Annotated in this window: 27 protein-coding genes; 26 read left to right on the forward strand and 1 reads right to left on the reverse strand. The window is 66.0% G+C overall.

Annotated elements, in window-relative coordinates; genetic code table 11:
* The first annotated feature begins 553 nt into the window (after positions 1–553).
* The 7 genes from rpoB to tuf all read left to right on the forward strand — a co-directional run bounded on the left by rpoB (position 554) and on the right by tuf (position 13,461).
* Positions 554–4,036 (forward strand): DNA-directed RNA polymerase subunit beta, encoded by a 3,483-nt coding sequence (gene rpoB, locus IF04_RS0126075; protein ID WP_030262779.1) that lies wholly within the window; start codon positions 554–556, stop codon positions 4,034–4,036.
* 96 nt (positions 4,037–4,132) lie between these two features.
* Entirely contained in the window at positions 4,133–8,032 is a 3,900-nt protein-coding gene (locus IF04_RS0126080; RefSeq protein WP_030262782.1) for a DNA-directed RNA polymerase subunit beta', read from the forward strand.
* Between the two features lie 187 nt (positions 8,033–8,219).
* On the forward strand, positions 8,220–8,711 hold the full coding sequence (locus tag IF04_RS0126085; RefSeq protein WP_245654511.1) for a DUF1707 and DUF4190 domain-containing protein: 492 nt from the start codon (positions 8,220–8,222) through the stop codon (positions 8,709–8,711).
* Positions 8,712–9,098: 387 nt separating this feature from the next.
* Complete coding sequence (gene rpsL / locus IF04_RS0126090; RefSeq protein ID WP_003948652.1) at positions 9,099–9,470, forward strand: 30S ribosomal protein S12; 372 nt, start codon at positions 9,099–9,101, stop codon at positions 9,468–9,470.
* Between the two features lie 2 nt (positions 9,471–9,472).
* Positions 9,473–9,943: a 30S ribosomal protein S7 gene (gene rpsG, locus IF04_RS0126095; RefSeq protein WP_030262788.1), complete on the forward strand. Its 471-nt coding sequence runs from the start codon at positions 9,473–9,475 to the stop codon at positions 9,941–9,943.
* Between the two features lie 39 nt (positions 9,944–9,982).
* A complete protein-coding gene (gene fusA, locus IF04_RS0126100; RefSeq protein ID WP_030262791.1) occupies positions 9,983–12,103 on the forward strand; it encodes an elongation factor G in 2,121 nt (706 codons plus the stop codon).
* Positions 12,104–12,267: 164 nt separating this feature from the next.
* Positions 12,268–13,461 (forward strand): elongation factor Tu, encoded by a 1,194-nt coding sequence (gene tuf / locus IF04_RS0126105; protein WP_030262794.1) that lies wholly within the window; start codon positions 12,268–12,270, stop codon positions 13,459–13,461.
* A gap of 139 nt (positions 13,462–13,600) precedes the next feature.
* Here tuf and IF04_RS0126110 read toward each other — a convergent pair whose 3' ends face one another.
* The gene (locus IF04_RS0126110; protein ID WP_030262798.1) at positions 13,601–14,521 is read right to left on the reverse strand and encodes an RpnC/YadD family protein; all 921 of its coding nucleotides are present in this window, start codon (positions 14,519–14,521) and stop codon (positions 13,601–13,603) included.
* A gap of 305 nt (positions 14,522–14,826) precedes the next feature.
* On the opposite strand from IF04_RS0126110, the gene panD reads away from it, so the two are divergent.
* From panD to rplR, 19 genes are all read left to right on the forward strand, one after another.
* Positions 14,827–15,252 carry an aspartate 1-decarboxylase gene (panD, locus tag IF04_RS0126115; protein WP_030262800.1) on the forward strand — a complete coding sequence of 142 codons (426 nt, stop codon included), beginning with the start codon at positions 14,827–14,829 and terminating at the stop codon, positions 15,250–15,252.
* A gap of 467 nt (positions 15,253–15,719) precedes the next feature.
* Positions 15,720–16,028, forward strand: coding sequence for a 30S ribosomal protein S10 (gene rpsJ / locus IF04_RS0126120; RefSeq protein ID WP_014054162.1), 309 nt, complete (start codon positions 15,720–15,722; stop codon positions 16,026–16,028).
* Positions 16,029–16,045: 17 nt separating this feature from the next.
* Positions 16,046–16,690 carry a 50S ribosomal protein L3 gene (rplC, locus tag IF04_RS0126125; RefSeq protein WP_030262803.1) on the forward strand — a complete coding sequence of 215 codons (645 nt, stop codon included), beginning with the start codon at positions 16,046–16,048 and terminating at the stop codon, positions 16,688–16,690.
* Positions 16,691–16,698: 8 nt separating this feature from the next.
* Positions 16,699–17,349: a 50S ribosomal protein L4 gene (gene rplD, locus IF04_RS0126130; protein ID WP_030262805.1), complete on the forward strand. Its 651-nt coding sequence runs from the start codon at positions 16,699–16,701 to the stop codon at positions 17,347–17,349.
* Positions 17,349–17,672 carry a 50S ribosomal protein L23 gene (gene rplW, locus IF04_RS0126135; RefSeq protein ID WP_030262807.1) on the forward strand — a complete coding sequence of 108 codons (324 nt, stop codon included), beginning with the start codon at positions 17,349–17,351 and terminating at the stop codon, positions 17,670–17,672. Before rplD ends, rplW begins: the two co-directional genes overlap by 1 nt.
* 40 nt (positions 17,673–17,712) lie before the next feature.
* Positions 17,713–18,549, forward strand: coding sequence for a 50S ribosomal protein L2 (gene rplB, locus IF04_RS0126140; protein ID WP_030262808.1), 837 nt, complete (start codon positions 17,713–17,715; stop codon positions 18,547–18,549).
* A gap of 12 nt (positions 18,550–18,561) precedes the next feature.
* Positions 18,562–18,843, forward strand: coding sequence for a 30S ribosomal protein S19 (rpsS, locus tag IF04_RS0126145; RefSeq protein WP_030262810.1), 282 nt, complete (start codon positions 18,562–18,564; stop codon positions 18,841–18,843).
* A gap of 44 nt (positions 18,844–18,887) precedes the next feature.
* Positions 18,888–19,235 carry a 50S ribosomal protein L22 gene (gene rplV, locus IF04_RS0126150; protein WP_037772835.1) on the forward strand — a complete coding sequence of 116 codons (348 nt, stop codon included), beginning with the start codon at positions 18,888–18,890 and terminating at the stop codon, positions 19,233–19,235.
* Positions 19,235–20,056 carry a 30S ribosomal protein S3 gene (gene rpsC / locus IF04_RS0126155; RefSeq protein WP_030262814.1) on the forward strand — a complete coding sequence of 274 codons (822 nt, stop codon included), beginning with the start codon at positions 19,235–19,237 and terminating at the stop codon, positions 20,054–20,056. The genes rplV and rpsC overlap by 1 nt, the downstream gene beginning before the upstream one ends.
* A 5-nt stretch (positions 20,057–20,061) precedes the next feature.
* Positions 20,062–20,481: a 50S ribosomal protein L16 gene (rplP, locus tag IF04_RS0126160; protein ID WP_004571829.1), complete on the forward strand. Its 420-nt coding sequence runs from the start codon at positions 20,062–20,064 to the stop codon at positions 20,479–20,481.
* Positions 20,481–20,705, forward strand: a complete 225-nt coding sequence (rpmC, locus tag IF04_RS0126165; protein ID WP_004950453.1) for a 50S ribosomal protein L29 — start codon at positions 20,481–20,483, stop codon at positions 20,703–20,705. The genes rplP and rpmC overlap by 1 nt, the downstream gene beginning before the upstream one ends.
* Positions 20,705–20,986: a 30S ribosomal protein S17 gene (gene rpsQ / locus IF04_RS0126170; RefSeq protein WP_030262818.1), complete on the forward strand. Its 282-nt coding sequence runs from the start codon at positions 20,705–20,707 to the stop codon at positions 20,984–20,986. Before rpmC ends, rpsQ begins: the two co-directional genes overlap by 1 nt.
* A 127-nt stretch (positions 20,987–21,113) precedes the next feature.
* The gene (gene rplN / locus IF04_RS0126175; protein ID WP_003974257.1) at positions 21,114–21,482 is read left to right on the forward strand and encodes a 50S ribosomal protein L14; all 369 of its coding nucleotides are present in this window, start codon (positions 21,114–21,116) and stop codon (positions 21,480–21,482) included.
* A gap of 3 nt (positions 21,483–21,485) precedes the next feature.
* The gene (gene rplX, locus IF04_RS0126180) at positions 21,486–21,809 is read left to right on the forward strand and encodes a 50S ribosomal protein L24 (protein ID WP_019888758.1); all 324 of its coding nucleotides are present in this window, start codon (positions 21,486–21,488) and stop codon (positions 21,807–21,809) included.
* Positions 21,809–22,369, forward strand: a complete 561-nt coding sequence (gene rplE / locus IF04_RS0126185) for a 50S ribosomal protein L5 (protein WP_030262823.1) — start codon at positions 21,809–21,811, stop codon at positions 22,367–22,369. Before rplX ends, rplE begins: the two co-directional genes overlap by 1 nt.
* 5 nt (positions 22,370–22,374) lie before the next feature.
* Positions 22,375–22,560: a type Z 30S ribosomal protein S14 gene (locus IF04_RS0126190; RefSeq protein WP_003956452.1), complete on the forward strand. Its 186-nt coding sequence runs from the start codon at positions 22,375–22,377 to the stop codon at positions 22,558–22,560.
* A 242-nt stretch (positions 22,561–22,802) separates the two neighbouring features.
* Positions 22,803–23,201 carry a 30S ribosomal protein S8 gene (gene rpsH / locus IF04_RS0126195; protein WP_030262826.1) on the forward strand — a complete coding sequence of 133 codons (399 nt, stop codon included), beginning with the start codon at positions 22,803–22,805 and terminating at the stop codon, positions 23,199–23,201.
* 22 nt (positions 23,202–23,223) lie between these two features.
* Positions 23,224–23,763 carry a 50S ribosomal protein L6 gene (rplF, locus tag IF04_RS0126200; protein ID WP_030262829.1) on the forward strand — a complete coding sequence of 180 codons (540 nt, stop codon included), beginning with the start codon at positions 23,224–23,226 and terminating at the stop codon, positions 23,761–23,763.
* A 3-nt stretch (positions 23,764–23,766) separates the two neighbouring features.
* Complete coding sequence (gene rplR / locus IF04_RS0126205; RefSeq protein ID WP_030262832.1) at positions 23,767–24,150, forward strand: 50S ribosomal protein L18; 384 nt, start codon at positions 23,767–23,769, stop codon at positions 24,148–24,150.
* Positions 24,151–24,165: the final 15 nt, after the last annotated feature.

A 24,165-nucleotide genomic window follows, 5' to 3' on the forward strand; every position in this document is an offset into this window, starting at 1 on the left:
AAGGGCGATCACCCATGCGGGTGATCGCCCTTCGGCGTTCCGATGTCCTTGCCGGGTTGCCGCGCACTCCCGTGCGAGTATGGTGATCTTCGTTGTCCGGCCGTGCGCCTCGTGACGATCTCCCTGGGGTGGGGGGCCTTGACGAACAGCACGCGGCGCGCAATTCTCGGGACGCGACGTCAGAAGCGATCCGGAGTCCGAGGCATGGATCGCTGACGAAGAGGGCAGTATCGATGTGCGCCCAGGGGCGCATGGCATGCAGCAGGCGCTGAGCGTGAAGAACTACAACGAGGGGTACCCCTGCTAGAGGGAGCCTTCCGGAGGAGAGATTGGGTGCAGAGCCGGTCTCCGAAAACCCGGTCTGGACATCAGTGTGCCGAGTGGCTACACTGACCCTTTGCGCTGCCTGTTAGCTGCTCCCTGCCCGTCACCAGGGGCATACCCACATCTCAGCACTGCGGACGTCACCTCCCTGACCAGGGATTTCTTCCGTTGTGTGTGACGTGGGACCGGTACGCGCGTAGTGAGTCCGAGCCCTCGGAAGGACCCCCTCTTGGCCGCCTCGCGCAACGCCTCGACTGCCAATACGAACAACGGCGACAGCACCGCCCCGCTGCGCATCTCTTTTGCGAAGATCAAGGAGCCCCTCGGGGTTCCGAACCTCCTTGCGCTGCAGACCGAAAGCTTCGACTGGCTGCTCGGCAACGCCGCATGGAAGGGTCGCGTCGAGGCTGCGCTGGAGTCCGGTCAGGACGTCCCCACCAAGTCCGGTCTGGAAGAGATCTTCGAAGAGATCTCCCCGATCGAGGACTTCTCCGGGTCGATGTCGCTGACGTTCCGCGACCACCGCTTCGAGCCCCCGAAGAACAGCATCGACGAGTGCAAGGAGCGCGACTTCACGTACGCGGCTCCGCTCTTCGTCACCGCCGAATTCACCAACAACGAGACCGGCGAGATCAAGTCCCAGACGGTCTTCATGGGCGACTTCCCGCTCATGACCAACAAGGGCACCTTCTGCATCAACGGCACCGAGCGTGTCGTCGTTTCGCAGCTGGTCCGCTCGCCGGGCGTCTACTTCGACAGCCAGATCGACAAGACGTCCGACAAGGACATCTTCTCCGCCAAGATCATCCCGTCCCGGGGTGCCTGGCTGGAGATGGAGATCGACAAGCGTGACATGGTCGGTGTCCGCATCGACCGCAAGCGCAAGCAGTCGGTCACCGTGCTGCTCAAGGCCCTCGGTTGGACGACCGAGCAGATCCTCGAGGAGTTCGGCGAGTACGAGTCCATGCGCGCCACCCTGGAGAAGGACCACACCCAGGGCCAGGACGACGCGCTGCTCGACATCTACCGCAAGCTGCGCCCGGGCGAGCCGCCGACGCGTGAGGCCGCGCAGACGCTGCTGGAGAACCTGTACTTCAACCCGAAGCGCTACGACCTCGCCAAGGTCGGCCGCTACAAGGTCAACAAGAAGCTCGGCGGCGACGAGCCGCTGGACGCCGGCGTTCTCACCACCGACGACATCATCGCCACGATCAAGTACCTGGTGAAGCTGCACGCCGGTGAGACCGAGACGATCGGTGAGAACGGCACGGAGATCGTCGTCGAGACCGACGACATCGACCACTTCGGCAACCGCCGTCTGCGCAACGTCGGCGAGCTGATCCAGAACCAGGTCCGTACGGGTCTCGCCCGTATGGAGCGCGTCGTGCGTGAGCGCATGACCACCCAGGACGTCGAGGCGATCACGCCGCAGACCCTGATCAACATCCGGCCGGTCGTCGCCTCCATCAAGGAGTTCTTCGGCACCAGCCAGCTGTCCCAGTTCATGGACCAGACCAACCCGCTGTCGGGTCTGACCCACAAGCGTCGTCTCTCGGCGCTGGGCCCGGGCGGTCTCTCCCGTGAGCGGGCCGGCCTGGACGTCCGTGACGTGCACCCGTCGCACTACGGCCGCATGTGCCCGATTGAGACCCCTGAGGGTCCCAACATTGGTCTGATCGGTTCGCTCGCCTCGTACGGCCGGGTCAACGTCTTCGGCTTCATCGAGACGCCGTACCGCAAGGTCGTCGACGGCCAGGTCACCGAAGAGGTCGTCTACCTCACGGCCGATGAGGAAGACCGCTTCATCATCGCCCAGGCCAACGCCCCGCTGACCGACGACATGCGCTTCGCCGAGCAGCGTGTCCTGGTCCGCCGGCGTGGCGGCGAGGCCGACCTCGTCACGGTCGACGAGGTGGACTTCATGGACGTCTCGCCGCGCCAGATGGTGTCGGCCGCGACCGCCATGATCCCGTTCCTCGAGCACGACGACGCCAACCGCGCGCTCATGGGCTCGAACATGATGCGCCAGGCCGTACCGCTGATCAAGGCGGAGGCGCCGCTGGTCGGCACCGGCATGGAGTACCGCTGCGCGGTCGACGCCGGTGACGTCATCAAGGCCGAGAAGGACGGTGTGGTCCAGGAGGTCTCCGCGGACTACATCACGGTCGCCAACGACGACGGCACGTACACCACGTACCGCGTCGCCAAGTTCACCCGCTCCAACCAGGGCACCTCCTTCAACCAGAAGGTCGTCGTGGACGAGGGCGCGCGGGTCATCGAGGGCCAGGTCCTCGCCGACGGTCCGTCCACGGACGAAGGCGAGATGGCGCTCGGCAAGAACCTGCTCGTGGCGTTCATGCCGTGGGAGGGTCACAACTACGAGGACGCGATCATCCTGTCGCAGCGCCTCGTGCAGGACGACGTCCTCTCCTCGATCCACATCGAGGAGCACGAGGTCGACGCCCGTGACACCAAGCTGGGCCCCGAGGAGATCACCCGGGACATCCCGAACGTCTCCGAGGAGGTCCTCGCCGACCTCGACGAGCGCGGCATCATCCGCATCGGTGCCGAGGTCGTCGCCGGCGACATCCTGGTCGGCAAGGTCACGCCCAAGGGTGAGACCGAGCTGACCCCGGAGGAGCGCCTGCTCCGCGCGATCTTCGGTGAGAAGGCCCGTGAGGTCCGTGACACCTCGCTGAAGGTGCCGCACGGCGAGACCGGCAAGGTCATCGGCGTCCGCGTCTTCGACCGCGAGGAGGGCGACGAGCTGCCCCCGGGCGTGAACCAGCTGGTTCGCGTGTACGTGGCGCAGAAGCGCAAGATCACCGATGGTGACAAGCTCGCCGGCCGCCACGGCAACAAGGGCGTCATCTCGAAGATCCTGCCGGTCGAGGACATGCCGTTCCTGGAGGACGGCACCCCGGTCGACATCATCCTCAACCCCCTGGGTGTCCCGTCCCGAATGAACCCGGGACAGGTCCTGGAGATCCACCTCGGCTGGCTGGCCAGCCAGGGCTGGAAGGTCGAGGGCAACGAGGAGTGGCAGCAGCGGCTGCAGGCCATCGGCGCCGACGACGTCGCGCCGCGGACCAATGTCGCCACGCCGGTCTTCGACGGTGCGCGCCAGGACGAGCTGCAGGGTCTGTTCGACTCCACGCTGCCGAACCGCGACGGCGACCGGATGGTCAAGGACACCGGCAAGGCCCGGCTGTTCGACGGCCGCTCCGGCGAGCCGTTCCCGGACCCGATCTCGATCGGGTACATGTACATCCTCAAGCTGCACCACCTGGTCGACGACAAGCTGCACGCCCGCTCGACCGGTCCGTACTCGATGATCACCCAGCAGCCGCTGGGTGGTAAGGCTCAGTTCGGTGGCCAGCGCTTCGGTGAGATGGAGGTGTGGGCGCTGGAGGCATACGGCGCCGCGTACGCCCTCCAGGAGCTGCTGACGATCAAGTCCGACGACGTGACCGGCCGCGTGAAGGTCTACGAGGCCATCGTCAAGGGCGAGAACATCCCCGAGCCCGGCATTCCCGAGTCCTTCAAGGTGCTCATCAAGGAAATGCAGTCGCTGTGCCTGAACGTGGAGGTGCTGTCCTCGGACGGCATGTCCATCGAGATGCGCGACACCGACGAGGACGTCTTCCGCGCGGCGGAGGAGCTCGGTATCGACCTGTCCCGGCGCGAGCCGAGCAGCGTCGAAGAGGTCTGACGGGTCTGGCCGGGACCTCCCAGTGAGGTCCCGGCCCCACCCCGGACCCCCTCAGACCATGATTGAGACTCGACCCTGAAAGAGGGATTGACGACAGTGCTCGACGTCAACTTCTTCGACGAGCTGCGGATCGGCCTTGCCACCGCTGACGACATTCGTCAGTGGTCCCACGGCGAGGTCAAGAAGCCGGAGACCATCAACTACCGCACCCTCAAGCCCGAGAAGGACGGCCTCTTCTGCGAGAAGATCTTCGGCCCCACTCGGGACTGGGAGTGCTACTGCGGTAAGTACAAGCGCGTCCGCTTCAAGGGCATCATCTGCGAGCGCTGCGGCGTCGAGGTCACTCGCGCCAAGGTGCGCCGTGAGCGGATGGGCCACATCGAGCTGGCCGCCCCTGTCACGCACATCTGGTACTTCAAGGGCGTTCCGAGCCGGCTGGGCTACCTGCTGGACCTCGCCCCCAAGGACCTCGAGAAGGTCATCTACTTCGCCGCCTACATGATCACGTGGGTGGACGAGGAGCGCCGTACGCGCGACCTGCCCTCGCTGGAGGCGCACGTCTCCGTCGAGCGTCAGCAGATCGAGCAGCGCCGCGACGCCGACCTCGAGGCCCGCGCCAAGAAGCTCGAGACCGACCTGGCCGAGCTGGAGGCCGAGGGCGCCAAGGCCGACGTGCGCCGCAAGGTGCGCGAGGGTGCCGAGCGCGAGATGAAGCAGCTTCGCGACCGTGCGCAGCGCGAGATCGACCGCCTGGACGAGGTCTGGAACCGCTTCAAGAACCTCAAGGTCCAGGACCTCGAGGGCGACGAGCTGCTCTACCGCGAGCTGCGTGACCGCTTCGGCACGTACTTCATGGGCGGCATGGGCGCGGCTGCCCTGCAGAAGCGCCTGGAGTCCTTCGACCTCGACGAAGAGGCCGAGAAGCTCCGCGAGATCATCCGTACCGGCAAGGGCCAGAAGAAGACCCGTGCGCTCAAGCGCCTCAAGGTCGTCTCCGCGTTCCTGCAGACCCGCAACAGCCCCAACGGCATGGTGCTGGACTGCATCCCGGTCATCCCGCCGGACCTGCGTCCGATGGTGCAGCTGGACGGTGGCCGCTTCGCGACCTCCGACCTGAACGACCTGTACCGCCGTGTGATCAACCGCAACAACCGCCTCAAGCGTCTCCTTGACCTCGGTGCTCCCGAGATCATCGTGAACAACGAGAAGCGGATGCTGCAGGAGGCCGTCGACGCGCTGTTCGACAACGGCCGCCGCGGTCGCCCGGTCACCGGTCCCGGTAACCGCCCGCTGAAGTCCCTCAGCGACATGCTGAAGGGTAAGCAGGGCCGTTTCCGTCAGAACCTGCTCGGTAAGCGTGTGGACTACTCCGCGCGTTCCGTCATCGTCGTCGGCCCGCAGCTCAAGCTGCACCAGTGCGGTCTGCCGAAGGCCATGGCGCTGGAGCTCTTCAAGCCGTTCGTGATGAAGCGCCTGGTCGACCTGAACCACGCGCAGAACATCAAGTCGGCGAAGCGGATGGTCGAGCGCGGCCGCACGGTCGTGTACGACGTCCTCGAAGAGGTCATCGCCGAGCACCCGGTTCTGCTGAACCGTGCGCCCACGCTGCACCGCCTCGGTATCCAGGCGTTCGAGCCGCAGCTGGTCGAGGGCAAGGCCATTCAGATTCACCCGCTCGTCTGCACCGCGTTCAACGCGGACTTCGACGGTGACCAGATGGCCGTGCACCTGCCGCTGTCCGCGGAGGCGCAGGCCGAGGCCCGCATCCTGATGCTGTCCTCGAACAACATCCTCAAGCCGGCCGACGGCCGTCCGGTCACCATGCCGACCCAGGACATGGTGCTGGGTCTGTTCTTCCTCACCACCGACGAGGAGGAGCGCAAGGTCATCGGTGAGGGCCGCGCGTTCGGCTCGGTCGCCGAGGCGATCATGGCGTTCGACGCCAAGGAGCTCTCGCTCCAGGCGAAGGTCGACATCCGCTTCCCGATCGGCACGGTTCCGCCCCGCGGCTGGACCCCGCCGGCTCCGGAGGAGGGCGAGCCCGAGTGGCAGCAGGGTGACAGCTTCCGGCTGCGTACGACCCTGGGCCGCGCGCTCTTCAACGAGCTGCTGCCCGAGGACTACCCGTTCGTCGACTACTCGGTGGGCAAGAAGCAGCTCTCCGCGATCGTCAACGACCTGGCCGAGCGCTACCCGAAGGTCATCGTCGCGCAGACGCTGGACAACCTGAAGGCGGCCGGCTTCCACTGGGCCACCCGCTCCGGCGTCACCGTCGCCGTCTCCGACATCGTCGTGCCGGAGGCCAAGAAGGAGATCGTCGCGGGCTACGAGGCCCAGGACGAGAAGGTCCAGAAGCAGTACGAGCGCGGTCTGATCACCAAGGACGAGCGCACTCAGGAACTGATCAACATCTGGACCAAGGCGACCAACGAGGTCGCCGAGGCGATGAACGAGAACTTCCCCAAGACGAACCCCATCTTCATGATGGTTGACTCGGGTGCCCGAGGAAACATGATGCAGATGCGGCAGATCGCCGGTATGCGTGGTCTGGTGTCGAACGCGAAGAACGAGACCATCCCGCGACCCATTAAGGCGTCGTTCCGCGAGGGTCTCTCCGTGCTGGAGTACTTCATCTCCACCCACGGTGCCCGTAAGGGTCTCGCGGACACCGCCCTCCGTACCGCCGACTCGGGTTACCTGACCCGTCGTCTCGTGGACGTCTCCCAGGACGTCATCATCCGCGAGGAGGACTGCGGCACCGAGCGCGGTCTGAAGCTGCGGATCGCCAGCAAGGGCGCCGACGGCGTGCTGCGCAAGGCGGACGACGTCGAGTCCAGCGTGTACGCCCGGATGCTCGCCGAGGACGTCGTCGTCGACGGCAAGGTCATCGCCTCGGCGAACGTGGACCTCGGTGACGTGCTCATCGACCAGCTGGTCGCGCACGGCGTCGAGGAGGTCAAGACCCGCTCGGTCCTGACCTGTGAGTCCGCGGTCGGCACCTGTGCCTTCTGCTACGGCCGTTCGCTGGCCACCGGCAAGCTGGTCGACATCGGTGAGGCCGTCGGCATCATCGCCGCCCAGTCCATCGGTGAGCCCGGTACCCAGCTGACGATGCGTACCTTCCACACCGGTGGTGTGGCGGGTGACGACATCACCCTGGGTCTGCCGCGAGTCGTCGAGCTCTTCGAGGCCCGTACGCCCAAGGGTGTCGCCCCGATCTCCGAGGCCGCCGGCCGCGTGCGGATCGAGGAGACCGAGAAGACCAAGAAGGTCGTCGTCACGCCGGACGACGGCAGCGACGAGACGTCCTACGGCGTCTCCAAGCGTGCCCGTCTGCTGGTGAGCGAGGGCGACCACGTCACGGTCGGCCAGCCGCTGACCGTCGGTGCGATCAACCCGCACGACGTGCTGCGCATCCTCGGCCAGCGTGCGGTCCAGGTCCACCTGGTCGGCGAGGTCCAGAAGGTCTACAACAGCCAGGGCGTGGCGATCCACGACAAGCACATCGAGATCATCATCCGGCAGATGCTGCGCCGCGTGACGATCATCGAGTCCGGCGACGCGGAGCTGCTGCCGGGCGAGCTCGTGGAGCGCTCGAAGTTCGAGGGCGAGAACCGTCGCGTTGTGGCGGAGGGTGGCCACCCGGCCTCCGGCCGTCCGCAGCTGATGGGTATCACCAAGGCTTCGCTGGCCACCGAGTCGTGGCTGTCGGCGGCGTCCTTCCAGGAGACGACCAGGGTCCTGACCGACGCGGCGATCAACGCCAAGTCGGACTCCCTGATCGGCCTCAAGGAGAACGTCATCATCGGTAAGCTCATCCCGGCCGGTACGGGCCTGTCCCGCTACCGCAACATCCGGGTCGAGCCGACCGAGGAGGCCAAGGCCGCGATGTACTCGGCCGTCGGCTACGACGACATCGACTACTCGCCGTTCGGCACCGGCTCCGGCCAGGCCGTCCCGCTGGAGGACTACGACTACGGTCCGTACAACCAGTAAGCGGTAACCGGCGGCGGCCGGTCCCGTAAGGGCGAAACGCGAAACGCAGGGCGGTCATCCTCATGTTGGATGACCGCCCTGCGGTCTGTGAGGGATGATGGGGCCATCACGCTCCGGCCGGGGGGAGGTCTCACAGGTGGCGTTCGAACCGTGGCAGGGGGGCCGGCCGGCCCAACCGCCTCGCCAGATGCCCGCGATGCCGGCCATGCGCGCCGCGCACGCGGACCGGGAGCGGGCGGTCGATGTACTGAAGGCGGGGTTCGCCGAGGGGCGGCTCTCGCAGAGTGAGTACGAGGAGCGGGTGGCGCGCGCCTACCAGGCGCTGACCTACGCCGACCTGCAGTTACTGGTGGGGGACCTGCCGCAGGGGCCGGTGCCGCAGCCGCCGATGATGCTGCCGCAGCCGATGGTCCCGCCGACGTTCCTGCCGATGCCGCAGCCGCGTACCAATCCGTCCGCGACCGGCTCCATGATCTGCGGCCTGCTCACCCCGCTGACCTGGGGAGTGTCCGCGATCCCGGCGGTGATCCTGGGGCACAAGGCGCGCACGGAGATCCGGCGGAGCGGCGAGCGGGGCGACGGCATGGCGCTGACCGGCGTGGTGCTGGGCTGGCTGGCCATCGGGGGCTGGTGCCTGGTGATGCTGGTCACGCTGCTGGCGCTGCTGCCGAAGACCTGAAAGGCGGCGCTGCGGTCCCCGGGACGGTCGTGTGCGCGGACGGAACGGGGCCGGAGACCTTCTTCCGTCGGCGCGGTCGGCGCACTACGGTGGCGGCAGCGCCGAAGGAGTCCGGCGTGTCCTACGCGTGTGCATTTGTTTTGACCGCAGCCCATGCGGTAGGTACGCTCTGACCTTGTGCCTGGGGTGTCCCTGGCCTGCCGTGCGCGCATCTCCCTCAGCCTTCGGGCGGGCGGTGCCGGTGCGCACGAAGCCGGGTCTCGACACCGTAATCCGCTGCTCCTCGTCCCAGCGAGGGTTCTGCGGCATTCGACACACCCGACCTCGTGGGTCGGCGAAGTTCCAGGTTAGCTTTACCGAGACTGGCACACAGAAACCGGAGAAACGGTGCCTACGATCCAGCAGCTGGTCCGCAAGGGCCGGCAGGACAAGGTCGAGAAGAACAAGACGCCCGCACTTGAGGGTTCGCCCCAGCGCCGTGGCGTCTGCACGCGTGTTTTCACCACCACCCCGAAGAAGCCGAACTCGGCCCTGCGTAAGGTCGCGCGTGTGCGTCTGACCAGCGGCATCGAGGTCACCGCTTACATTCCGGGTGAGGGCCACAACCTGCAGGAGCACTCGATCGTGCTCGTGCGTGGCGGTCGTGTGAAGGACCTGCCGGGTGTTCGGTACAAGATCATCCGCGGCTCCCTCGACACGCAGGGCGTCAAGAACCGCAAGCAGGCTCGCAGCCGCTACGGCGCCAAGAAGGAGAAGTAAGAATGCCTCGTAAGGGCCCCGCCCCGAAGCGCCCGGTCATCATCGACCCGGTCTACAACTCTCCTCTGGTGACCTCCCTCATCAACAAGGTGCTGCTGAACGGAAAGCGCTCCACCGCCGAGCGCATCGTTTACGGCGCCATGGAGGGCCTGCGTGAGAAGACCGGCAACGACCCGGTCATCACGCTGAAGCGCGCGCTGGAGAACATCAAGCCGACCCTCGAGGTCAAGTCCCGCCGTGTCGGTGGCGCGACCTACCAGGTTCCGGTCGAGGTCAAGCCGGGTCGCGCGTCGACCCTGGCGCTGCGCTGGCTCGTGGGTTACTCCCGCGCCCGCCGCGAGAAGACCATGACCGAGCGCCTCATGAACGAGCTGCTGGACGCCTCCAACGGCCTCGGCGCTTCGGTCAAGAAGCGCGAGGACACGCACAAGATGGCCGAGTCCAACAAGGCCTTCGCGCACTACCGCTGGTAGTCGCTACCCACATCGAGACCGAGAGAAGACGAAAGCCTTATGGCTACCACTTCACTTGACCTGGCCAAGGTCCGCAATATCGGGATCATGGCCCACATCGACGCGGGCAAGACGACGACCACCGAGCGGATCCTGTTCTACACCGGTGTTTCGTACAAGATCGGTGAGGTCCACGACGGCGCCGCCACGATGGACTGGATGGAGCAGGAGCAGGAGCGTGGCATCACGATCACCTCTGCTGCCACCACCTGTCACTGGCCGCTGGAAAACGTCGACCACACCATCAACATCATCGACACCCCGGGGCACGTCGACTTCACCGTTGAGGTGGAGCGCTCCCTGCGCGTGCTCGACGGTGCCGTGACGGTGTTCGACGGCGTTGCCGGCGTTGAGCCCCAGTCCGAGACGGTGTGGCGTCAGGCGGACCGCTACGGCGTGCCGCGTATCTGCTTCGTCAACAAGCTCGACCGCACCGGCGCCGAGTTCCACCGCTGCGTCGACATGATCGTGGACCGCCTCGGCGCGACCCCGATCGTCATGCAGCTGCCGATCGGCACCGAGGCGGACTTCAAGGGCGTCGTCGACCTGGTCCGCATGAAGGCCCTGGTCTGGTCCGCCGAGGCCGCCAAGGGCGAGATGTACGACACCGTCGACATCCCGGACACCCACCGCGAGGCGGCCGACGAGTGGCGCGGCAAGCTGCTCGAGGCCGTGGCCGAGAACGACGAAGAGATGATGGAGCTGTACCTGGAGGGCACCGAGCCCACCGAGGAGCAGCTGTACGCGGCGATCCGCCGTATCACCATCAGCTCCGGCAAGGCGGAGAACGCCACCGTCACCCCCGTGTTCTGCGGCACCGCCTTCAAGAACAAGGGTGTCCAGCCGCTGCTGGACGCGGTCGTGCGTTACCTCCCCTCGCCGCTGGACGTCGAGGCCATCGAGGGCCACGCGGTCAACGACGCCGAGCAGGTCATCAAGCGCCGTCCCTCCGAGGACGAGCCGCTGGCCGCGCTCGCGTTCAAGATCGCGAGCGACCCGCACCTCGGCAAGCTCACCTTCATCCGGGTTTACTCGGGTCGCCTGGAGTCCGGCACGCAGGTGCTGAACTCCGTCAAGGGCAAGAAGGAGCGCATCGGCAAGATCTACCGGATGCACGCGAACAAGCGTGAGGAGATCGAGTCGGTGGGTGCCGGTGACATCGTCGCCGTCATGGGTCTGAAGCAGACCACCACCGGTGAGACCCTCTGTGACTCCGCCAACCAGGTGATCCTGGAGTCGATGGAGTTCCCGGCCCCGGTCATCCAGGTCGCCATTGAGCCCAAGTCCAAGGGCGACCAGGAGAAGCTGGGTGTCGCCATCCAGCGCCTCGCCGAGGAGGACCCGAGCTTCCAGGTCCACACCGACGAGGAGACCGGCCAGACCATCATCGCGGGTATGGGCGAGCTGCACCTCGACGTGCTGGTCGACCGTATGAAGCGTGAGTTCCGGGTCGAGGCCAACGTCGGTAAGCCGCAGGTCGCGTACCGCGAGACGCTGCGCAAGACCGTCGAGAAGATCGACTACACGCACAAGAAGCAGACTGGTGGTTCCGGCCAGTTCGCGAAGGTGCAGATCTCGGTCGAGCCTCTCGAGGGCGATGGCTACGAGTTCGAGAACAAGGTCACCGGTGGCCGCATCCCGCGGGAGTACATCCCGTCCGTGGACGCGGGCTGCCAGGAGGCCATGGAGTTCGGTGTTCTCGCCGGCTACCCGCTGACCGGTGTGCGCGTCACGCTCCACGACGGTGCCTTCCACGAGGTCGACTCCTCCGAGATGGCGTTCAAGATCGCCGGTTCGATGGCCTTCAAGGAGGCTGCGCGCAAGGCTTCCCCGGCCCTGCTCGAGCCGATGATGAAGGTCGAGGTCACCACGCCCGAGGACTACATGGGCGACGTGATCGGCGACATCAACTCCCGCCGTGGACAGATTCAGTCCATGGAGGACCGCCACGGTGCCAAGCTCGTCACGGGCCTGGTTCCGCTCTCGGAGATGTTCGGCTACGTCGGAGACCTCCGCAGCAAGACGTCGGGTCGCGCGAGCTACTCGATGCAGTTCGACTCCTACGCCGAGGTTCCGCGGAACGTCGCCGAGGAGATCATCGCGAAGGCCAAGGGCGAGTAAGACCCGTCTCGTCAGAGTCGGACCCCGACACGCTTTAGGCTTGACACCGACCGGTGGGGCAAACCGCGTTTATCGCGTGGAATGCCCCGCCGGCCGGCACCCCAGCAAAGATCACCTGGCGCCGATGAGTAAGGCGTACAGAACCACTCCACAGGAGGACCCCAGTGGCGAAGGCGAAGTTCGAGCGGACTAAGCCGCACGTCAACATCGGCACCATCGGTCACATCGACCACGGTAAGACGACCCTTACCGCGGCGATCACCAAGGTGCTGCATGACGCGTTCCCGGACCTGAACGAGGCCTCGGCCTTCGACATGATCGACAAGGCGCCGGAAGAGCGCCAGCGTGGTATCACCATCTCCATCGCGCACGTCGAGTACCAGACGGAGAACCGTCACTACGCCCACGTCGACTGCCCCGGTCACGCGGACTACATCAAGAACATGATCACGGGTGCGGCGCAGATGGACGGCGCCATCCTCGTGGTTGCCGCCACCGACGGCCCGATGCCGCAGACCAAGGAGCACGTGCTCCTGGCCCGCCAGGTCGGCGTTCCCTACATCGTTGTCGCCCTGAACAAGGCCGACATGGTGGACGACGAGGAGATCCTGGAGCTCGTCGAGCTCGAGGTCCGTGAGCTCCTCTCCGAGTATGAGTTCCCGGGCGACGACGTCCCGGTCGTCAAGGTCTCGGCGCTGAAGGCGCTCGAGGGCGACGCCGAGTGGGGCAAGTCGGTCCTGGACCTGATGAAGGCTGTCGACGAGGCCATCCCGGCCCCGGAGCGCGACACCGACAAGCCGTTCCTGATGCCGATCGAGGACGTCTTCACCATCACCGGTCGCGGTACGGTCGTCACCGGCCGTATCGAGCGCGGTGTGCTGAAGGTCAACGAGAACGTCGACATCATCGGCATCAAGACCGAGAAGACCTCCACCACGGTCACCGGCATCGAGATGTTCCGGAAGCTGCTGGACGAGGGCCAGGCCGGTGAGAACGTCGGTCTGCTGCTTCGCGGTATCAAGCGCGAGGACGTCGAGCGCGGCCAGGTCATCATCAAGCCCGGTTCGGTCACCCCGCACACCGAGTTCGAGGCCCAGGCCTACATCCTGTCGAAGGACGAGGGTGGCCGTCACACCCCGTTCTTCAACAACTACCGCCCGCAGTTCTACTTCCGTACCACGGACGTGACCGGCGTCGTGACCCTCCCCGAGGGCACCGAGATGGTCATGCCGGGCGACAACACCTCCATGTCCGTCCAGCTGATCCAGCCGGTCGCCATGGAGGAGGGCCTGAAGTTCGCCATCCGTGAGGGTGGCCGGACCGTCGGCGCCGGCCAGGTCACCAAGATCAACAAGTAATCTCACTTACTTGTCGATCGGGGAGACCCGGCGCTCCTAGCGAGCGAGGGCCCCGCACACCTTCGGGTGTGCGGGGCCCTTTGTCTTGCGTACGAGTTGTCTTGCGTACGAGTGGGTGATCGGGGTCGGGGTGTGCTGGTTACGTGTGCGCCGTCTCCCCGTCCCGGCTCTCGTCCTCGGTGAACAGCGCGTCGGCGTCGGGGGCGGTGATGGCCCGGTCGAACCAGCGGTCGAGGACGTCGAGGTCCGTGCAGCCCGTGATCCGCTCACGAGCGTCATCGGGCGTGGCGATGCCGCGGCTCTCCAGCAGACGCAGGATGAGCGTCGCCTTGCCCTCGGCCTTGCCCTCGGCCTTGCCTTCCAGGTAGGTCTCCTCGATGAGCGTGCCGCGGCCGGGAAAATAGCTTCCGTTGACCTTCATGAGTTCCTTCCAGGTCGCGCGGGCCGGGCTGTCGCCCAGGCCGATCTCCAGCAGTTCGGTGTAGTAGTCGGCGGACTGACGGTCGGCTGAGCCCAGAGCGCTTGCCAGGGCCTCCAGTATGGCGCCGATGTTCCGGTCCCGTCCGTGTGTCATGGCGCAGAACGTGGCGAGAGCCAGGTCCCTGGCGGCAACGGCCGGGTCGGTGATGACCGGCACGTTGTCCGGGCCGAGGACCAGCGGATGTGCGCAGAGCGCGGTCCAGCCCTCCACGCCGGTGGTGAAGGGGCCGGCGGCCCAGGTGGCAGTGGCTCTGTCCTGGCAGACGACGAGTAGCAGCGCCGGTACGTCGTACTTCGCTCGCAGGTAGGCGAGGTAGTACGTCCAGCTGGCCGCCTTGTCCGGGTCGCGCCGCCCCTGAGCCTCGATGGCGAGCAGGAAGTCCCCGCCGTCGGACGGAACGACGCGCAGCACGCTGTCCACGCGGCGCTCCAGCGGACGGATCTCGGTGGCGTCGGCGCAGAGCACCTGGATGGACGCCTTGGTGGGCAGAGGCACGCCCAGGATCCGGAAGACCGGAGTCAACAACTCCGGCCGGTCTTGGAAGATCTGGTGCGAAGCCTCGTGCGAGGAAGTGACCATGTGCGCGAACGTAGGGCGTTCGGGGGACAGAGGAACGTTCCGCTGGCATATGACCACTCGATCGGGTCATGGGATGTCGGCCCGTCAGTGCGCCGGTGCGGGCGGCTGGATCCGGTAGCGAACGCGTACGCACTGACGGGCATCCGCCACGAGCGGCTGAAGCTGACCGTTCCCTTCACGATTGACATCGACCACCTTCAAGGAGACCACCGTCACTCTTCGCTACCCCCGCCCGGCCGCTTAGCATGGCTGCGTCGGCGCGCACCTCTTGGGAGGGCGCGACCTTCTTCCTCAGGAGTGACGCCATGCTGCGCACCATGTTCAAGTCCAAGATCCATCGGGCCACCGTGACGCAGGCCGATCTGCATTACGTGGGGTCGGTGACCGTTGACGCCGAGTTGATGGACGCTGCCGATCTGCTGCCGGGTGAGCTGGTCCATATTGTCGACATCAGCAACGGGGCTCGGCTGGAGACGTATGTGATCGAGGGGGAGCGGGGGTCCGGGGTCATTGGGATCAATGGCGCGGCCGCGCATCTTGTGCACCCCGGTGACCTGGTGATTCTCATCAGCTATGCGCAGGTGGACGACGCCGAGGCGCGGGCGATGACGCCGAGTGTGGTGCATGTGGACGGCGCGAATCGGATCGTGGAGCTGGGGAGTGACGCCTCGGCTCCGGTGCCCGGGAGTGGGCAGGAGCGGAGTCCGCAGGCGGTCGTTTCGGCCGGCTGACGGCCGGCTGAGGGACGACTGACCGCCGGTTGAAGATCAGCTGTCGGCGGACCCGGGGATTTGCACGGTGTGGCGTGGGGTACTCTCTCCCCTTCGGTTGGCCAGCCGTGTGCCCCATATGGCACACTAGCCAAGTTGCTCGGTTGAGTGCCGATGCTGCGCGCCTCCCGCCGGGAGGACTGGAAGCGAGTCCTAGGTATTCGTCGCCTCTTATCAGGGGCGGAAGTACGGGAATCTTCCGGGAAGCGTCAGCGGGGTGCCTCAGCCAGGCGCCCGGTGGGTGTCCATGACCCCACGTTCTCCTTCTCGAAGGATCTCCCCTGCGGAGATATGCGGGAAGGGATGCGACACGCCCGACCGCGTGGGTCGGCGAAGAGCGAGAGCGTGGCGGATGTGGGCCGTGTCTCCGAAAGGCACAAGCGCACCGGGTCCCAGAGCGTTACGAGACAAAGGACTACACAGTAGCCATGGCGGGACAGAAGATCCGCATCCGGCTCAAGGCCTACGACCACGAGGTCATCGACAGCTCGGCGAAGAAGATCGTCGAGACGGTGACCCGCACTGGTGCGTCGGTCGCGGGCCCGGTGCCGCTGCCCACTGAAAAGAACGTGTACTGCGTCATCAAGTCGCCGCACAAGTACAAGGACGCGCGCGAGCACTTCGAGATGCGGACGCACAAGCGCCTGATCGACATTCTCGACCCGACGCCGAAGACCGTTGACTCCCTGATGCGACTCGACCTTCCGGCCGGCGTCGACATCGAGATCAAGCTCTGAGGGTCGGTGAGTCAAGAATGACTAAGCAGATCAAGGGCCTCCTGGGCGAGAAGCTCGGCATGACCCAGGTCTGGGACGAGAACAACCGTGTCGTCCCGGTCACCGTGGTCAAGGCCGGCCCCTGTGTCGTTACCCAGGTGCGCACCGCAGACCAGGACGGTTACGACTCCGTCCAGATCGCCTTCGGCGAGATCGACCCGCGCAAGGTGAACAAGCCCCTCAAGGGCCACTTCGCCAAGGCCGATGTCACCCCCCGTCGTCACCTCGTCGAGGTCCGTACCGCCGATGCCGGCGAGTACACCCTCGGCCAGGAGATCAATGCCGAGGTCTTCGACTCCGGCATCAAGGTGGACGTGACCGGCAAGACCAAGGGCAAGGGCACCGCCGGTGTCATGAAGCGTCACGGCTTCCACGGCGGCAAGGCTTCGCACGGTGCGCACCGCGTACACCGCAAGCCGGGCTCCATCGGTGGCTGCGCCACCCCGGGCCGTGTCTTCAAGGGCATGCGCATGTCCGGCCGTATGGGCAACGAGCGGGTCACCACCCAGAACCTGACCGTCCACGCCGTTGACGCGGAGAAGGGACTGCTGCTCATCAAGGGCGCCGTCCCCGGTCCGAACGGCGGCCTCGTCCTGGTCCGTACCGCGGCCAAGGGGGCCTGAGGTAACCGATGAGCACCATTGACATCCTTTCGCCGGCAGGCGACAAGGCCGGGACCGTCGAGCTCCCCGCGGAGATCTTCGACGCGAAGGTCAGCGTTCCGCTGATCCACCAGGTCGTTGTTGCACAGCTGGCCGCTGCCCGTCAGGGCACGCACAAGACCAAGACCCGTGGCGAGGTCCGCGGCGGTGGCAAGAAGCCGTACCGCCAGAAGGGCACCGGCCGCGCGCGTCAGGGTTCGACCCGTGCGCCGCAGTTCGCCGGCGGTGGCATCGTCCACGGCCCCGTGCCGCGTGACTACTCGCAGCGGACCCCGAAGAAGATGAAGGCCGCCGCCCTGCGCGGTGCCCTCACCGACCGGGCCCGCAACTCGCGCATCCACGTCGTTTCCGGCGTGGTCGAGGGTGCGACCTCCACGAAGGCCGCCAAGGCTCTTCTCGGCAAGATCAGCGAGCGCAAGAACGTGCTCCTGGTCGCCGAGCGCAGCGACGAGGCCGCGTGGCTGTCCGCCCGCAACCTGCCCCAGGTTCACATCCTGGAGCCGGGCCAGCTGAACACGTACGACGTGCTCGTCTCGGACGACGTGGTCTTCACCCAGACCGCTTTCGAGTCCTTCGTGTCTGGCCCCAAGGCCGTTGAGACCGAAGGGAGCGACGCCTGATGAGTGAGGCCGTCGTCACCAGCAAGACCTTCACGGACCACCGTGACGTGCTGAAGAAGCCCGTCGTGTCCGAGAAGAGCTACGCGCTGCTGGACGAGAACAAGTACACGTTCATCGTCGACCCGCGTGCCAACAAGACCCAGATCAAGCAGGCCGTCGAGGCGGTCTTCTCGGTCAAGGTCACCGGGGTGAACACGATCAACCGGCAGGGCAAGCGCAAGCGCACCCGCACCGGTTTCGGCAAGCGCGCTGACACCAAGCGCGCCATCGTGACCCTCGCCGAGGGCGACCGCATCGACATCTTCGGCGGTCCGACCGCCTAACGGCGGTCTGGATCGTCCGGAATCGGACGAGGACTGAGAAATGGGTATCCGCAAGTACAAGCCGACGACCCCGGGCCGTCGTGGCTCCAGCGTCGCCGACTTTGTCGAGATCACGCGGTCCACGCCGGAGAAGTCGCTGGTTCGCCCGCTGCACAGCAAGGGCGGCCGTAACAACGCCGGTCGTGTGACCGTTCGCCACCAGGGCGGTGGCCACAAGCGCGCCTACCGAGTGATCGACTTCCGTCGTCACGACAAGGACGGCGTGCCGGCCAAGGTCGCGCACATCGAGTACGACCCGAACCGCACCGCGCGCATCGCGCTCCTGCACTACGCGGACGGCGAGAAGCGCTACATCATCGCCCCCCGCGGTCTGTCGCAGGGTGACCGGATTGAGAACGGCCCCGGCGCCGACATCAAGCCCGGCAACAACCTGGCGCTGCGCAACATCCCGGTCGGTACGACCATCCACGCCATCGAGCTGCGGCCCGGCGGCGGCGCGAAGTTCGCCCGTTCCGCGGGTGCCTCCGTGCAGCTGCTGGCGAAGGAGGGCACCATGGCCCACCTTCGTATGCCGTCGGGTGAGATCCGCCTGGTCGACGTCCGCTGCCGCGCCACTGTCGGCGAGGTCGGCAACGCCGAGCAGTCGAACATCAACTGGGGCAAGGCCGGCCGCATGCGCTGGAAGGGCGTCCGCCCGACCGTGCGTGGTGTCGTGATGAACCCCGTCGACCACCCGCACGGTGGTGGTGAGGGCAAGACCTCCGGTGGTCGCCACCCGGTCTCGCCGTGGGGTCAGAAGGAGGGTCGTACGCGTTCGCCGAAGAAGGCTTCGAACAAGTACATCGTCCGCCGCCGCAAGACGAACAAGAAGCGCTAGGAGCGGGTTTAGATGCCGCGCAGTCTCAAGAAGGGGCCCTTCGTCGACGACCACCTGATCAAGAAGGTGGATGTCCAGAACGAAGCCGGCACCAAGAACGTCATCAAGACCTGGTCCCGTCGCTCCATGATCGTGCCGGCCATGCTCGGCCACACGCTGGCGGTGCACAACGGCAAGACCCACGTCCCGGTGTTCGTCACCGAGTCGATGGTCGGCCACAAGCTCGGCGAGTTTGCGCCGACCCGCACCTTCCGCGGCCACGAGAAGGACGACCGCAAGTCGCGTCGTCGCTGATCAGCGGAAGAGCGAAGACTATGACTGACACCGAAGGGACAACCATGGAAGCCAGGGCCCAGGCGCGCTACGTGCGTGTCACGCCCATGAAGGCCCGCCGCGTGGTGGACCTTGTCCGTGGCATGGATGCCACGGAGGCTCAGGCGGTCCTGCGTTTCGCCCCGCAGGCCGCGAGCGTGCCGGTGGGCAAGGTGCTGGACAGCGCCATTGCCAACGCCGCGCACAACTACGACCACACGGACGCCTCTCAGCTGTTCATCAGCGAGGCGTACGTCGACGAGGGCCCGACCCTGAAGCGGTTCCGTCCGCGCGCTCAGGGCCGTGCCTACCGGATCCGCAAGCGGACCAGCCACATCACTGTGGTCGTCAGCAGCAAGGAAGGAACCCGGTAATGGGCCAGAAGGTAAACCCGCACGGGTTCCGGCTCGGCATCACCACCGACTTCAAGTCGCGCTGGTACGCCGACAAGCTGTACAAGGACTACGTCAAGGAAGACGTCGCCATTCGTCGCATGATGACGAAGGGCATGGAGCGCGCCGGTATCTCGAAGGTTGAGATCGAGCGCACCCGTGAGCGCGTCCGCGTTGACATCCACACCGCCCGTCCGGGCATCGTCATCGGCCGCCGCGGCGCCGAGGCCGACCGCATCCGCGGTGAGCTGGAGAAGCTCACCGGCAAGCAGGTCCAGCTGAACATTCTCGAGGTCAAGAACCCCGAGACTGACGCTCAGCTGGTCGCGCAGGCCGTCGCGGAGCAGCTGTCCTCGCGCGTCTCCTTCCGTCGCGCCATGCGTAAGAGCATGCAGTCGACGATGAAGGCCGGCGCCAAGGGCATCAAGATCCAGTGCGGCGGTCGTCTCGGCGGCGCCGAGATGTCCCGCTCGGAGTTCTACCGCGAGGGCCGCGTGCCCCTGCACACGCTCCGTGCGAACGTCGACTACGGCTTCTTCGAGGCCCGCACGACCTTCGGCCGCATCGGCGTGAAGGTCTGGATCTACAAGGGCGACGTCAAGAACATCGCCGAGGTTCGCGCCGAGAACGCCGCTGCCCGTGCGGGTAACCGCCCGGCCCGCGGCGGCAACGACCGCCCGCGCCGTGGTGGCGAGCGTGGCGGCCGCGGCCGCAAGCCGCAGCAGCAGAACGCCGCTGCCGAGGCCCCCAAGGCCGAGGCCGCTGCCGCTGCTCCGGCTGAGAGCACCGGACAGGAGGCCTGACCGACATGCTGATCCCTCGCAGGGTCAAGCACCGCAAGCAGCACCACCCGAAGCGCAACGGCATGGCCAAGGGTGGCACCGAGCTGGCCTTCGGTGAGTACGGCATCCAGGCCGTCACCCCGGCTTACGTGACGAACCGGCAGATCGAGTCCGCTCGTATCGCCATGACGCGTCACATCAAGCGTGGCGGCAAGGTGTGGATCAACATCTACCCCGACCGTCCGCTGACGAAGAAGCCTGCCGAGACCCGCATGGGTTCCGGTAAGGGTTCTCCGGAGTGGTGGGTCGCGAACGTCAAGCCCGGCCGGGTGATGTTCGAGCTGTCCTTCCCGAACGAAAAGGTTGCCAAGGAGGCGCTGACCCGCGCCGCCCACAAGCTTCCGATGAAGTGCCGCATCGTGCGGCGCGAGGCAGGTGAGTCGTGATGGCGGCCGGTACCAAGGCGACCGAGCTGCGCGAGCTGAACAACGAGGACCTCGTTGCCAAGCTTCGTGAGGCCAAGGAGGAGCTGTTCAACCTCCGCTTCCAGGCGGCGACCGGACAGCTCGAAAACCACGGCCGGCTGAAGGCCGTCCGCAAGGACATCGCCCGGATCTACACCCTGATGCGGGAGCGCGAGCTCGGCATCGAGACGGTGGAGAGCGCCTGATGAGCGAGACGAATGTGACTGAGAAGAACGAGCGCGGCTTCCGCAAGACCCGCGAGGGTCTGGTCGTCAGCGACAAGATGGACAAGACCGTCGTCGTCGCCGTCGAGGACCGCGTCAAGCACGCGCTGTACGGCAAGGTCATCCGTCGTACGAACAAGCTCAAGGCGCACGACGAGCAGAACGCCGCGGGCGTGGGCGACCGTGTCCTCCTCATGGAGACCCGGCCGACCTCCGCGACGAAGCGCTGGCGCGTCGTCGAGATCCTCGAGAAGGCCAAGTAATTCCCGTTAGGGAATTCAGGCAAGCACATCCCCCCGAGGGGGATTCCCTCGGAAAAGTTCCGCCAGGCTCGGCAGGGGTTTCACGTGAAACCCCTGCCGGGAACCGGCAGACGATCAGGAGATAGACGTGATCCAGCAGGAGTCTCGGCTGCGCGTCGCCGACAACACGGGTGCGAAGGAAATTCTCACCATCCGTGTTCTCGGTGGCTCGGGCCGACGCTACGCGGGCATCGGTGACGTCATCGTCGCCACCGTGAAGGATGCGATCCCCGGTGGCAACGTGAAGAAGGGTGACGTCGTCAAGGCGGTCATCGTGCGCACCGTGAAGGAGCGCCGCCGTCCCGACGGTTCGTACATCCGCTTCGACGAGAACGCGGCCGTCATCCTCAAGAACGATGGCGACCCCCGCGGCACCCGTATCTTCGGCCCCGTGGGCCGTGAGCTGCGCGAGAAGAAGTTCATGAAGATCATCTCGCTCGCGCCGGAGGTGCTGTAACCGATGAAGATCAAGAAGGGCGACCTGGTCCAGGTCATCACCGGTAAGGACAAGGGCAAGCAGGGCAAGGTCATCGCGGCCTTCCCCCGCGAGGACCGTGTCCTGGTCGAGGGTGTCAACCGGGTCAAGAAGCACACCAAGGCCGGTCAGACCGCTCGCGGTTCGCAGACCGGCGGCATTGTGACGACCGAGGCCCCCATCCACGTCAGCAACGTTCAGCTGGTTGTGGAGAAGGACGGCAACAAGGTTGTCACCCGCGTCGGGTACCGCTTCGATGACGAAGGCAACAAGATCCGCGTTGCCAAGCGGACCGGTGAGGACATCTGATGACTGCCACCACCAACGCGCCGCGCCTCAAGCAGCGCTACCGCGAAGAGATCGCCGGGAAGCTGAAGGACGAGTTCTCGTACGAGAACGTCATGCAGATCCCCGGTCTGACCAAGATCGTGGTCAACATGGGTGTGGGCGACGCCGCCCGCGACTCCAAGCTGATCGAGGGCGCCATCCGCGACCTCACCACGATCACCGGCCAGAAGCCGGCCGTGACCAAGGCCCGCAAGTCCATCGCGCAGTTCAAGCTGCGTGAGGGCCAGCCGATCGGTGCCCACGTCACCCTCCGCGGTGACCGCATGTGGGAGTTCCTGGACCGCCTGCTGTCGCTCGCGCTGCCGCGCATCCGCGACTTCCGTGGTCTGTCGCCGAAGCAGTTCGACGGCCGGGGCAACTACACCTTCGGTCTCACGGAGCAGGTCATGTTCCACGAGATCGACCAGGACAAGATCGACCGTACCCGGGGTATGGACATCACCGTGGTCACCACGGCGACCAACGACGACGAGGGCCGTGCCCTCCTCCGTCACCTCGGCTTCCCGTTCAAGGAGGCGTGAGCGAGATGGCGAAGAAGGCTCTCATCGCGAAGGCTGCTCGCAAGCCCAAGTTCGGCGTGCGCGCGTACACCCGCTGCCAGCGCTGCGGTCGTCCGCACTCCGTTTACCGCAAGTTCGGCCTCTGCCGCGTGTGCCTTCGTGAGATGGCTCACCGTGGCGAGCTGCCGGGCGTGACCAAGAGCTCCTGGTAACCACCTACTTGGTGGTTACCGGAGGCTCTCGGTAAGCATTCGGATGGCGTGGTGCCCCGCCCTTCATCACCTAGAGTGGAAGGGTTGGGCGCCTCGCCGCCCGAGACCGACCGCGGGCCACCGTGCCCGCTCAAAGTCGCTTACTACGCCGTAGGTCCCCGTGCCGCACCCGTCCCGCCCATGAGTGGGGAGAGGGATGGCGCATATAGGAAACCCCGGCGAGAGAGGCCGAAGGCCAATTCATGACCATGACTGACCCCATCGCAGACATGCTGACTCGTCTGCGTAACGCGAACTCGGCATACCACGACACCGTGTCGATGCCGCACAGCAAGATCAAGTCGCACATCGCGGAAATCCTCCAGCAGGAGGGTTACATCACCGGCTGGAAGGTCGAGGACGCCGAGGTCGGTAAGAACCTCGTCCTCGAGCTGAAGTTCGGCCCGAACCGCGAGCGCTCGATCGCCGGCATCAAGCGGATTTCGAAGCCGGGCCTGCGGGTCTACGCAAAGTCCACCAACCTGCCGAAGGTCCTCGGCGGCCTGGGCGTGGCGATCATCTCCACGTCCCACGGTCTCCTGACCGGTCAGCAGGCCAGCAAGAAGGGTGTAGGCGGAGAAGTTCTCGCCTACGTCTGGTAACCAGGGAACGGAGGAATAGCTAATGTCGCGTATTGGCAAGCTGCCCATCCAGGTTCCCGCTGGTGTGGACGTCACCATCGACGGCCGGACGGTCTCCGTGAAGGGCCCCAAGGGTTCCCTTCAGCACACCGTCGCCGCGCCCATCGATGTCGCCAAGGGTGAGGACGGCTCCATCGCCGTCACCCGCCCGAACGACGAGCGTCAGAACAAGGCCCTGCACGGCCTGTCCCGCACGCTGGTGGCGAACATGATCACCGGCGTGACCCAGGGCTACAGCAAGGCGCTCGAGATCAGCGGTGTGGGTTACCGCGTCCAGGCGAAGGGCTCCAACCTGGAGTTCTCGCTGGGCTACAGCCACCCGATCCTGATCGAGGCCCCCGAGGGCATCTCGTTCAAGGTCGAGTCCCCGACCAAGCTCAGCGTCGAGGGCATCGACAAGCAGAAGGTCGGCGAGGTCGCCGCGAACATCCGCAAGCTGCGTAAGCCCGACCCGTACAAGGCCAAGGGCGTCAAGTACGCCGGCGAGGTCATCCGCCGCAAGGTCGGAAAGGCTGGTAAGTAAGCCATGGCATACGGTGTGAAGATCGCTAAGGGCGACGCCTACAAGCGCGCCGCTGCGAAGCGTCGCCACATCCGCATCCGTAAGCGGATTTCGGGTACCCCGGAGCGTCCTCGTCTGGTCGTGACGCGGTCCAACCGTGGCATCACCGCCCAGGTCATCGACGACATCAAGGGCCACACCCTGGCCTCTGCGTCGACGCTGGACGCGTCGATCCGCGGTGGCGAGGGCGACAAGAGCGCGCAGGCGAAGCAGGTCGGCGCGCTGGTCGCCGAGCGTGCCAAGGCTGCCGGTGTCGAGGCCGTCGTGTTCGACCGTGGTGGCAAGCAGTACGCCGGGCGGATTGCCGCTCTGGCCGACGCCGCCCGCGAAGCCGGGCTGAAGTTCTGAGCCCCGGTTCCGTAG

Source organism: Streptomyces violens, from assembly GCF_000717745.1.
In the GTDB taxonomy this organism is placed as follows: domain Bacteria; phylum Actinomycetota; class Actinomycetes; order Streptomycetales; family Streptomycetaceae; genus Streptomyces; species Streptomyces violens.

What these genes read in the sequence shown, in the direction of transcription:
- IF04_RS0126085 (WP_245654511.1), top strand. Translation starts at nt 8,220, where the DNA reads ATGCCCGCGATGCCGGCCATGCGCGCCGCGCACGCGGACCGGGAGCGG.
- rpsG (WP_030262788.1), top strand. Translation starts at nt 9,473, where the DNA reads ATGCCTCGTAAGGGCCCCGCCCCGAAGCGCCCGGTCATCATCGACCCG.
- fusA (WP_030262791.1), top strand. Translation starts at nt 9,983, where the DNA reads ATGGCTACCACTTCACTTGACCTGGCCAAGGTCCGCAATATCGGGATC.
- IF04_RS0126110 (WP_030262798.1), bottom strand. Translation starts at nt 14,521, where the DNA reads ATGGTCACTTCCTCGCACGAGGCTTCGCACCAGATCTTCCAAGACCGG.
- panD (WP_030262800.1), top strand. Translation starts at nt 14,827, where the DNA reads ATGCTGCGCACCATGTTCAAGTCCAAGATCCATCGGGCCACCGTGACG.
- rpsJ (WP_014054162.1), top strand. Translation starts at nt 15,720, where the DNA reads ATGGCGGGACAGAAGATCCGCATCCGGCTCAAGGCCTACGACCACGAG.
- rplC (WP_030262803.1), top strand. Translation starts at nt 16,046, where the DNA reads ATGACTAAGCAGATCAAGGGCCTCCTGGGCGAGAAGCTCGGCATGACC.
- rplD (WP_030262805.1), top strand. Translation starts at nt 16,699, where the DNA reads ATGAGCACCATTGACATCCTTTCGCCGGCAGGCGACAAGGCCGGGACC.
- rplW (WP_030262807.1), top strand. Translation starts at nt 17,349, where the DNA reads ATGAGTGAGGCCGTCGTCACCAGCAAGACCTTCACGGACCACCGTGAC.
- rplB (WP_030262808.1), top strand. Translation starts at nt 17,713, where the DNA reads ATGGGTATCCGCAAGTACAAGCCGACGACCCCGGGCCGTCGTGGCTCC.
- rpsS (WP_030262810.1), top strand. Translation starts at nt 18,562, where the DNA reads ATGCCGCGCAGTCTCAAGAAGGGGCCCTTCGTCGACGACCACCTGATC.
- rplV (WP_037772835.1), top strand. Translation starts at nt 18,888, where the DNA reads ATGGAAGCCAGGGCCCAGGCGCGCTACGTGCGTGTCACGCCCATGAAG.
- rpsC (WP_030262814.1), top strand. Translation starts at nt 19,235, where the DNA reads ATGGGCCAGAAGGTAAACCCGCACGGGTTCCGGCTCGGCATCACCACC.
- rplP (WP_004571829.1), top strand. Translation starts at nt 20,062, where the DNA reads ATGCTGATCCCTCGCAGGGTCAAGCACCGCAAGCAGCACCACCCGAAG.
- rpmC (WP_004950453.1), top strand. Translation starts at nt 20,481, where the DNA reads ATGGCGGCCGGTACCAAGGCGACCGAGCTGCGCGAGCTGAACAACGAG.
- rpsQ (WP_030262818.1), top strand. Translation starts at nt 20,705, where the DNA reads ATGAGCGAGACGAATGTGACTGAGAAGAACGAGCGCGGCTTCCGCAAG.
- rplX (WP_019888758.1), top strand. Translation starts at nt 21,486, where the DNA reads ATGAAGATCAAGAAGGGCGACCTGGTCCAGGTCATCACCGGTAAGGAC.
- rplE (WP_030262823.1), top strand. Translation starts at nt 21,809, where the DNA reads ATGACTGCCACCACCAACGCGCCGCGCCTCAAGCAGCGCTACCGCGAA.
- IF04_RS0126190 (WP_003956452.1), top strand. Translation starts at nt 22,375, where the DNA reads ATGGCGAAGAAGGCTCTCATCGCGAAGGCTGCTCGCAAGCCCAAGTTC.
- rpsH (WP_030262826.1), top strand. Translation starts at nt 22,803, where the DNA reads ATGACCATGACTGACCCCATCGCAGACATGCTGACTCGTCTGCGTAAC.
- rplF (WP_030262829.1), top strand. Translation starts at nt 23,224, where the DNA reads ATGTCGCGTATTGGCAAGCTGCCCATCCAGGTTCCCGCTGGTGTGGAC.
- rplR (WP_030262832.1), top strand. Translation starts at nt 23,767, where the DNA reads ATGGCATACGGTGTGAAGATCGCTAAGGGCGACGCCTACAAGCGCGCC.